Below are 9,077 nucleotides of genomic sequence, written 5' to 3' on the forward strand. Positions count from 1 at the left end.
CCCTTTCTGGTAGTGTCCAAGCAGGAACAATAATTCTAATGACTTTAGGTCGTCTATATCTACGTCGCCTTAAGCTTACCCAGGCAGATGGCACAATCGGTAAAAGTGTTGAAGAGGGAATAGGGAATTTCCATCAATCCTAGTTTCACATCTCAAATGAAAACGCTATATATATGGCTTAGTTCTCTACTCCTGTTGTTAGGTTGTATCTTGATTGTGCCTCATGGGGATTTCCGAGAGGTGGGAGCTGTGCCTCGATTTTGGTTAGGTATCAGTGTGATCAGCTTAGGTTTTCTGTTGTCTTGGGGATTAAGCGTCTATACTAGATATCCTGCGGAAGTTGGTAACAGCAAACTTGGGATTTCCCAACAAGCAAAAAGAATTAACAACAGAATTAACAACAGAATTAACAACAACAGTATCAAGACAAGACTTTGGCAACAGGTCTACAAAGGATTTACCAAATCTCTTAGTATCAAGTACTTCCGAAAACTCAAAACTAAGCACTCAGGACTACATTTTTGGAGTACTACTATCCTAAGCAGGCTGCTGTTGCTACCAATGTATCCTGGAGATGATGTATGGCGCTATCTATGGGAAGGGTATATTCAAACCTTAGGGTTTAGTCCATACCATTTGCCACCTAATGCTGCTGAACTGATTCCCTACCATACGGAATGGTGGTCACTAATCAATCATCCTACTGTTTCTGCTATCTATCCACCAGTAGCGCAATTAGGTTTTCGGCTCTTAGCGCTGATTGACCTTAAGGTTTGGTTGTTCAAAATTGCATTTATCTTAGCGGACTTATTAATCTGTTGGTTACTCAGTCGTCGATTTGGTTATCAACAGGCAATTTTCTATGCTTGGAATCCTTTAATCATTTACTCCTTTGCTGGTGGTGCTCATTACGACAGTTGGTTTATTTTACCCCTAGTTGCAGCTTGGTTAGTATTTGACAAAAAAACAGAGAGTTTAAGGCAGACAAAAATAACAGAAATAGAGGAAACGTTGGACAGTGGGACAGTAGCAGAATACTCCCCATTTACTAACCCCTTGATGTCTTCATCGGATCACTCCCTGACCTGGTGGCACTGGATTGCTTCGGCTTTACTGGTAGGAATTAGTATGGCAGTGAAGTGGATGTCTTTGCCAATTTTAGGGTTTCTGACCTGGCAAGCTTTCCGAAAAGTAGGGGTAAAACTAGCAATAGTAGTGCTATTGTGCGGTTTCTTACCTTTTGGCATCACTGCTCTCCAATTTTGCTCTAGTGGAGAATGTCCTTTGATTCCTACTGGATCAGTGTTTGTATCCCATGGTCGCAGTGCGGAATTGATTCCTTATATTGTTAGCGAATATTGGGAACCTTCTCGCTGGGTTAATTGGATTTATGCTTTTCCCCTAGGGTTAACGGTAAGTTGGCTAATTTTGCGATCGCGCAATTTTCAACAATTCACAGAATGGTACTTTTTTTGCCTACTAATCCTATCTCCGATTATCCATGCTTGGTACTTCACTTGGATAATTCCTTTTGCTGTTCCTTCTAGGAATCTGGGAGTACGTTTAGTCAGTATCTCTGCTTTTATTTACTTTGTACTTCAGCATCGCATGGCTTTAGATAACTACAGCTGGTATCTAACTCCTCAGGAGCGATGGTGGCTATGGTTACCCTTTGTTTTGGGTTGGTTTTGGACCCATTACCACAATCCTAATGTTGCTCTCAACCAAAACTCAGATTGATTAGCTTTAATCAAAATTGCCTAGGTCAAGGTAAGCTATCAGCTATCAGCTATCAGCTATCAGCTATCAGCTATCAGCTATCAGCTATCAGCTATCAGCTATCAGCTATCAGCGAACAGCGATTAGCGCTACGCGAACAGCTTTTGAATAAAACAGGTAAGCATTGCTTTAATCTGAGTTACATCTTTTGAATAAAACAGGTAAGCATTGCTTTAATCTCTGTTACATTAGCTGACGGCTGACGGCTGACTGCTGTTCGCGCAGCGTGCGCGTAGCGCATATGCTTACAGGTCAAGCATATTATCGGCTAAATCATCTGAACCACTATGAATACATCCAAGAAATTACTAACCCTACTTCCAACTCTGATTATTCTGACAAGTTGTACACTTTCCGTACCGATAAATCAAGCACCAGCACAAGAGTCTCAAGTACAAGTAAATAGAGCTACTGACACGAGTCTATTGAATTATGACGACTATGCTACTGTCCTAAAAACCTATGTCAACAATAAAGCGCTAGTTAATTACCAAGAATTGCAGCAAAATCCAGAGCAACTGGAGACGTTTAATGCCTCCTTAGGTGCTGTTGATACTAGCACCTATCAGTCTTGGGATGAAGCAGAAAAGATTGCTTTCTTGATAAATGCTTACAACTCCTTTACTCTAGAATCAATTATTGACCAAAACCCTCTCAAAAAGAGTATTCGGGACATTAAAGGAGTCTGGAAAGGACGCGAATTCAACATTGCTGGAGAATCTAAAACCTTAGATAATATCGAACACAAGACACTGCGAACGCAATTCAACGAACCCCGAATTCATATGGCTTTAGTTTGCGCCGCTATCAGTTGTCCTCCCTTAAGAAACGAACCTTATACTGGGGAAAAACTCGATCAGCAACTGGATGACCAGACACAGAAATTTTTAGTTAGTCCCCATGGCTTTCGTATTGATCGTCAAAAAGATACCGTATATCTTTCTTCCATCTTTAAGTGGTTTGGCGAAGATTGGAAAAAAACCTATGGTGTCGATGACAAATTTACTGGTAACGCCAATCAACGGGCGGTGTTAAACTTTATCAGTGACTACCTTAGTTCAGAGGATCAGGAGTATCTTGAACAGGGGAATTACAAGATAAAATATCTGAACTATGATTGGTCTTTAAATAAGCAATAACTAATTAACCATAACCAACAACAATAACCAATTAACCATAACTAGGTTGATTAATTGATTATTATAGGGATCCGTGTAGGAATTATGAGAATCTTTGTTCCCTGTTCCCTGTTCCCTGTTCCCTGTTCCCTTTCCTATCAGTATTTGTTATGGTTTGTTATTGTTTAAAACGTCTTTGGCAACAAAGCTAATCAAGTGGTATATTCGGCATTAATTCGGACATAGTCATAACTCAAATCACAACCCCAAGCCTGACCAACACCATGACCATTGCCCACATTAACCTGAATTAAAACCGTATCTTCTTTAAGATAAGCACCAGCAGCAGCCTGCTTGAGATAATCACTAGCCTGTTGAGGGTCAAACCCTAAGGGTTGACCATTGTCCATCAGCAAGACATCCCCCAACTGAATCCGCAGGTTTTCTTGGTCAAACGGTACTCCTGCACGGCCAGCGGCTGCGGCAATTCTGCCCCAGTTTGGGTCTCGTCCAAAGATGGCAGACTTGACCAAGGATGACCCAACAATGGTCTTAGCAATTTGACGAGCCCCTTTATCATCCGGTGCCCCAGTCACTTGGACTTCAATCAAACAGGTTGCCCCTTCTCCATCCCGTGCGATCGCTTTTGCCAAATGCTGACATACTGCTGTCAGCATCCCCTCCAACTTCACAGCGGCTGGTCCGATTTCTGTAATTGCTGATGTTCGGGACTGACCATTAGCCAAGGCAATTAGAGTGTCATTGGTGCTGGTATCCCCATCTACGGTAATTTGATTAAAACTTTTATCCGCTGCCTGCTGTAACATCTGTTGCCACAGGGAAGTAGACACTGCAGCATCACAGGTTACAAATGCTAGCATAGTCGCCATGTTGGGATGAATCATACCAGAGCCCTTAGCAATACCACCTATCCTGACCGGACGGTCATCAATCATGGTTTCCAGAGCAATGGATTTAGTGACTAAATCCGTGGTAATAATCCCTTGAGCTGCTGCATCGGAACCAGTTTCTGATGCTTGTGCTACCAATTGGGGAATTCCTGACAATAGAGCATCCATCTTGATGCGTTGACCAATCACCCCCGTCGATGCCAACAAAATCGACTTAGGGGAAACATTGAGTGCTTCACCCAAAGCTTTAGCACTAGCTAGAGCATCTTGCCAACCCTGCTCACCCGTTGCTGCATTGGCTTGTCCAGCATTACACAAAATAGCACGAGCACTAGCTTTAGATTGTAAGCATTGACGGCAATAATCTACACAAGCAGCCCGGACATGACTGGTGGTGAACACCCCAGCTGCGATCGCATCCACCTCTGATAATATCAACGCTAAGTCTGGCTGACCCGACGGTTTTAAACCTGCGGTAATCCCTGCTGCCTGATAGCCCCTGGGAGCTGTTATCCCACCACTAATCTCTTGCCAGTCCGACATGATTCCTCCATTTAACCATAATTCATGCCCGATCCGGGATTATATCAAGTCTTATGGACTTACGCACCAAGGGTATTGATCTGTAGCTTGATGTGTAGCCGTAATTTCCAGAATTGCTATAAAATCTCAAAACTTTACAAAAAAACAAAAAAAGGGGTTACACCCCTCATACAAAATAGTGTATATTTTGATATGTAGATGCACCCTGATGATCGGGAGGGTCACGACAGTGACTCTCCTTTTCTTTGTTATTTGTTATTTGTGGTTGGTAATTAGTGATTTAGTGATCAGCAACACCTGGCAAGCCCGTTGCCTCAATCACCCTTGAGCTTCTTGCCCAAAATTTGGTTAGTCAGCTTAGGATCAGCTCGTCCGCTAGTTTTCTTCATCACCTGTCCCACAAAGAAACCTTGCAGCTTGGTCTTACCATTGCGATACTGTTCGAGTTCCTTAGGATTGGCAGCCAGTACCTCATCAATAATGGTTGAGAGTTCATTTGGGTCAGAGATCTTAATCAAACCCTTACGTTCCACTAGTTCCCTAGCAGAACCCCCTTTAGAGAGTAATTCTGGCAAAATCTCCTTGGCAATCTTACCACTAATGGTGTCATTATCAATCAGGTTGATCAGTTCTGCCAGAGTCTCGGGTTTGAGAGCAATCTCTGTAATAGCCAGTTTCTCAGTCTTAAGATAAGCAGCAATATCTCCCATTACCCAGTTTGCGGCTTGTTTGGGATTAGCATTAGCAGCAACAGTTGTTTCAAAATACTCTGCCACTTGACGATCATCCGTCAACACCCGGGCATCATAGGCAGAAAGTCCCAGTTCACTTTCATAACGATGCCGCTTCTGGGCCGGAAGTTCTGCTAGCTCACTGCGCCATTGCTCTAATTGTTCCGTTGACACTTCAATCGGTGGTAAGTCAGGTTCAGGAAAATAGCGGTAATCGCTGGATCCTTCCTTAGTCCGCATACTAATGGTGCGTTGACTACCCTCTTCCCAAAGGCGAGTTTCTTGAATAATCGATTTTCCAGCTTCCACAGCTGCGATTTGGCGGTCAATTTCGTACTCAATCGCCTTCTGGATAGCATTGAAGGAGTTCATATTCTTGATTTCAACTTTGGTGCCAAACTCCTTCTGACCAACAGGACGTACAGATATATTGACATCACAACGCAGGGACCCTTCTTGCATGTTGCCATCACTGACACCGATGTAGCGTACAATCCGACGCAGCTCTTGAGCGTATTCTGCTGCCTCTTGACCAGAGCGCAGATCCGGTTCTGATACTATTTCAATCAGGGGTACCCCAGCACGGTTGAAATCTACTAGGGAGTAGGTAGAACCAGCCAGTCGGTCACTACCAGCATGAACCAGTTTCCCCGCATCTTCCTCCATGTGTAGGCGAGTGATGCCAATGGTTTTACGGATAGGATTACCCTCATCATCGGACAATTCAATTTCCAGTGAGCCATGCTCAGCAATGGGCAAGTCGTATTGGGAAATCTGGTAGTTTTTGGGTAGGTCAGGATAAAAATACTGTTTCCGGTCAAATTTGCTGTAGGGAGCAATCTGGCAATTGAGTGCTAAACCTGCTTTGACAGCATACTCTAGTACCTTTTGATTCAGAACCGGTAACACTCCTGGCATCCCCATACAAATTGGGTCAATATTGGTATTAGGGGTAGCACCAAATTTTGTGGAAGAGTTAGAAAAAATCTTGGTTTCGGTACTAAGCTGACAATGGGTTTCTAAACCAATGATTGCTTCGTATTGAGTTTTAGCTGGTGCAGCAGTAGTCATTGAATGTTACAATTAAGGGTTAAGTTTATTGATGGAACTTAAGGCATTTTTTGTCCAGTCTTCCCAATAATGTACACTATCTCATTAGCTACAGCGTTACTCCTTACAATTAATCCAAGGAGTTGAGTTGACAATTTTTATGTAACTTTTTGTTTTTTATGATTGGTAATTGTTAGAGATTTTTACAAAAATCCCCGATAGTCGAAAGCCCCGTGTCTTTAGACCGGGTCAGAAGTTACCGCAAGAATAGTGCAGCCAAAGCAAGTTGGTAGGCTATGCATCTGCATGTGACAGGTTTTGTTGTAAGGCTGCACTATTAATCAGGTTTCGTCTCGGGGATGAAAACTCGCAGCGACTTTAGTCGCCGTGTTCGCTTAGCGTCACCTTTGGCGAAGAAAATCTCGACTTTTACTTAATATTTTTATATAAATATGCTAGTCTAAATATAGAGCAAAAGAGGTCGATATTCGGTGATTATTCTAGAGTTCAAAGCCAAAGGCAAAGAATCCCAATATTCAGCTATAGACGAAGCCATTCGGACGGTTAAGTTTATCCGAAATAGTTGCATCCGTCTGTGGTTGGACAATAAAGGGACAGGGAAGAGTGACCTTAGCCGGTACTCCAAAATACTGGCCAAAGAATTCCCTTTTGCTAATGAATTAAACTCTACTGCTCGTCAGGCTGCGTCTGAGAGGGCATGGTCATCGATTGTTAAATTCTACGATAACTGTAATAAAAAAGTTCCAGGTAAAAAGGGTTTTCCTAAATTTCAGAAACGTACTCGGTCTGTCGAGTATAAAAAGTCAGGATGGAAGCTATCCCCTGACAAAAAATCGATAACGTTTACGGATAAAAAAGGGATTGGAAAGCTCAAACTAAAAGGTACCTGGGACTTGTGGCGCTTTGACAAAAAGCAGATTAACCGGGTTCGGATAGTCAAGCGAGCCGATGGGTACTACGTTCAATTTTGTGTTGCAGTGAACGTGGAAGAGGAACTACCCCATACTGGCGAGATGATAGGACTGGATGTAGGACTCAAAGAGTTCTATACAGACTCTAATGGCTATTCTGAACCCAATCCCCGATTTTATAGAAAAGGGGAGAAGCGATTAAAGTTTTATCAACGCCGGGTTTCCCGGAAAAAGAAAGGCTCATCCAATCGCAGAAAAGCGGTTAATAGACTAGGCAGACAGCACCTTAAAATAAGTAGGCAGCGTCAAGAACATGCAAAGAGACTTGCACGTTGCGTAATCCGATCTAACGATTTGGTCGCCTACGTTCGCGCAGCGTGCCGAAGGCAAGATTTAAGAGTTAAGAATCTAGTAAAAAATCATTGTCTCGCTAAATCTATTAATGACGCAGGTTGGTATCAATTTAGGAAATGGTTAGAGCATTTTGGAACTAAATTTGGCAGGATAACTGTTGCAGTAAATCCCGCCTATACTAGTCAAAACTGCTCTGATTGTGGCGAAGTAGTTAAGAAGTCTCTATCAACTCGAACTCATGCCTGTAAGTGTGGCTGCCAGTTAGATAGAGACCACAATGCCGCCATCAACATCCGAAATAGAGCCATAAGTACGACGGGGCACGTCGGAACTTGGGTCATAGACCTGAACGCTTCAGGAGATTTGGCCTCTACTGTTCTTGGTTCCGACCAGGTTCAGGAAGCTGGGTCGTTGAGTGAATAATCCCCGCGTCTTTAGACCGGGGAGTGTCAAATACCATTATTATAGCAAATGTGTCTTACGCTCTAATCTCGGAAGTGTACTGTTAAAGGGCTTTTTTTTACTAAATACTTACATTTAACCCCTAGGCTAGCTGATTAAAATTAGAGACTGTTTATAAAGTAAATCTTAAGACAGCTGAATATTGGTGGGTTACGGCGGACAGCTCTGTTAACAGGTGAGCTTTTCTGTTGGTGCGCGTTCACGCTTGTCGGGAAATCCGACCGGGCTCGCACCGCAATCAGCTCATAATCTTTCCCTTTTGTGATCAGTAGTCTGCAGGTATCACAGAACCATCATAATGTCCAGATCACCCGGTCGTTTTTTTAGTCAGCCATTTTAGATTAATCTGACTAAAGATTCGACAGGTGCGCTTGCCGTTGGCGAATTTAATTCTTAATGGTAAGAGCGCACCTAAGAAAACAAAGGTTTTTCATCACCTAGGCGATGGACTTAGTCCATCGCCTTTCATCAAGCAATTATCCAGTGCTCTTATTACTTCAAATCAGGGGTAAGCATGACTAATCGACAAATTCCACTAACAGAAGACTACACTCGTCCTTGGGCTCTTATGCGTCTACTGCCTAAATGCCAAAGGTATACAGTTGCTAGGTTCTTTAATCGTCAGGATGCTGATAACCATCTCCGATTTTTGGATCGGTATATGCCAGAAGCAAAGTTTGAAGTACTTTTCGATCTGCCTGTCAATAAGGATAGTAATCAGCTACTCTAACAGGTTAACAATCATTGACACTCCCCGCTCGTGCATAGACGGGGATTGTTGGATCAACATCCATGATGCCAGCCTCTTACGGTTTCTTCAGACCTTGCCCTAACCCTTAACATTAAATTCGACAGAGTATTGGGTACCTATTAATGAGATTGCAAAAATCCTGAAATTCTCTCCACTGCTCTTTCCAAAACGTCTGGTTCGTGTACTAAGGCAAAACGGACATAGCCTTCACCAGCCTTGCCAAAACCAGCTCCTGGAGCAGCAGCCACCCCGGTGGCTTCTACCAAGCTAGTACAAAATTTTACTGAGTTCCCTGCCCAAGGTTCTGGCAATTTTGCCCAAGCCTCCCACTCATCTGTCTAGGCTTTCCTGGCATCTCGACCAGGAGTTGCTTGAAAGCCCGAGTTTTGCTATGTTTGGAGTCAAGCCATCCAAGCTCAACTGCATCTAGCAGACTCAGTCCCATA

Annotated in this window: 6 protein-coding genes and 1 pseudogene; 4 read left to right on the plus strand and 3 right to left on the minus strand. The window is 43.2% G+C overall.

All coding sequences use genetic code 11. The features are described 5' to 3' along the window. The first annotated feature begins 156 nt into the window (after positions 1 to 156). The gene (locus F6J94_RS24855) at positions 157 to 1,740 is read left to right on the plus strand and encodes a glycosyl transferase family 2 (protein ID WP_293045058.1); all 1,584 of its coding nucleotides are present in this window, start codon (positions 157 to 159) and stop codon (positions 1,738 to 1,740) included. Between the two features lie 326 nt (positions 1,741 to 2,066). Beyond that, the gene (locus F6J94_RS24860; RefSeq protein ID WP_293045061.1) at positions 2,067 to 2,918 is read left to right on the plus strand and encodes a DUF547 domain-containing protein; all 852 of its coding nucleotides are present in this window, start codon (positions 2,067 to 2,069) and stop codon (positions 2,916 to 2,918) included. Positions 2,919 to 3,109: 191 nt separating this feature from the next. Here F6J94_RS24860 and argJ read toward each other — a convergent pair whose 3' ends face one another. Further along, entirely contained in the window at positions 3,110 to 4,351 is a 1,242-nt protein-coding gene (gene argJ / locus F6J94_RS24865) for a bifunctional ornithine acetyltransferase/N-acetylglutamate synthase (protein WP_293045063.1), read from the minus strand. A 314-nt stretch (positions 4,352 to 4,665) separates the two neighbouring features. Beyond that, positions 4,666 to 6,153: an Asp-tRNA(Asn)/Glu-tRNA(Gln) amidotransferase subunit GatB gene (gatB, locus tag F6J94_RS24870; RefSeq protein WP_293045067.1), complete on the minus strand. Its 1,488-nt coding sequence runs from the start codon at positions 6,151 to 6,153 to the stop codon at positions 4,666 to 4,668. Positions 6,154 to 6,623: 470 nt separating this feature from the next. Between gatB and F6J94_RS24875 the strand changes: the two genes are divergently transcribed. Continuing rightward, positions 6,624 to 7,841 (plus strand): transposase, encoded by a 1,218-nt coding sequence (locus F6J94_RS24875; RefSeq protein ID WP_293045070.1) that lies wholly within the window; start codon positions 6,624 to 6,626, stop codon positions 7,839 to 7,841. Between the two features lie 553 nt (positions 7,842 to 8,394). Then, a complete protein-coding gene (locus F6J94_RS24880; protein WP_070394813.1) occupies positions 8,395 to 8,610 on the plus strand; it encodes a hypothetical protein in 216 nt (71 codons plus the stop codon). Between the two features lie 140 nt (positions 8,611 to 8,750). Here F6J94_RS24880 and F6J94_RS24885 read toward each other — a convergent pair. Beyond that, a pseudogene (locus F6J94_RS24885) lies at positions 8,751 to 8,951 on the minus strand (succinyldiaminopimelate aminotransferase); the annotation flags it as partial. Positions 8,952 to 9,077: the final 126 nt, after the last annotated feature.

Origin of the sequence: Moorena sp. SIO1F2, from assembly GCF_010672755.1 — a bacterium.
GTDB lineage: Bacteria > Cyanobacteriota > Cyanobacteriia > Cyanobacteriales > Coleofasciculaceae > Moorena.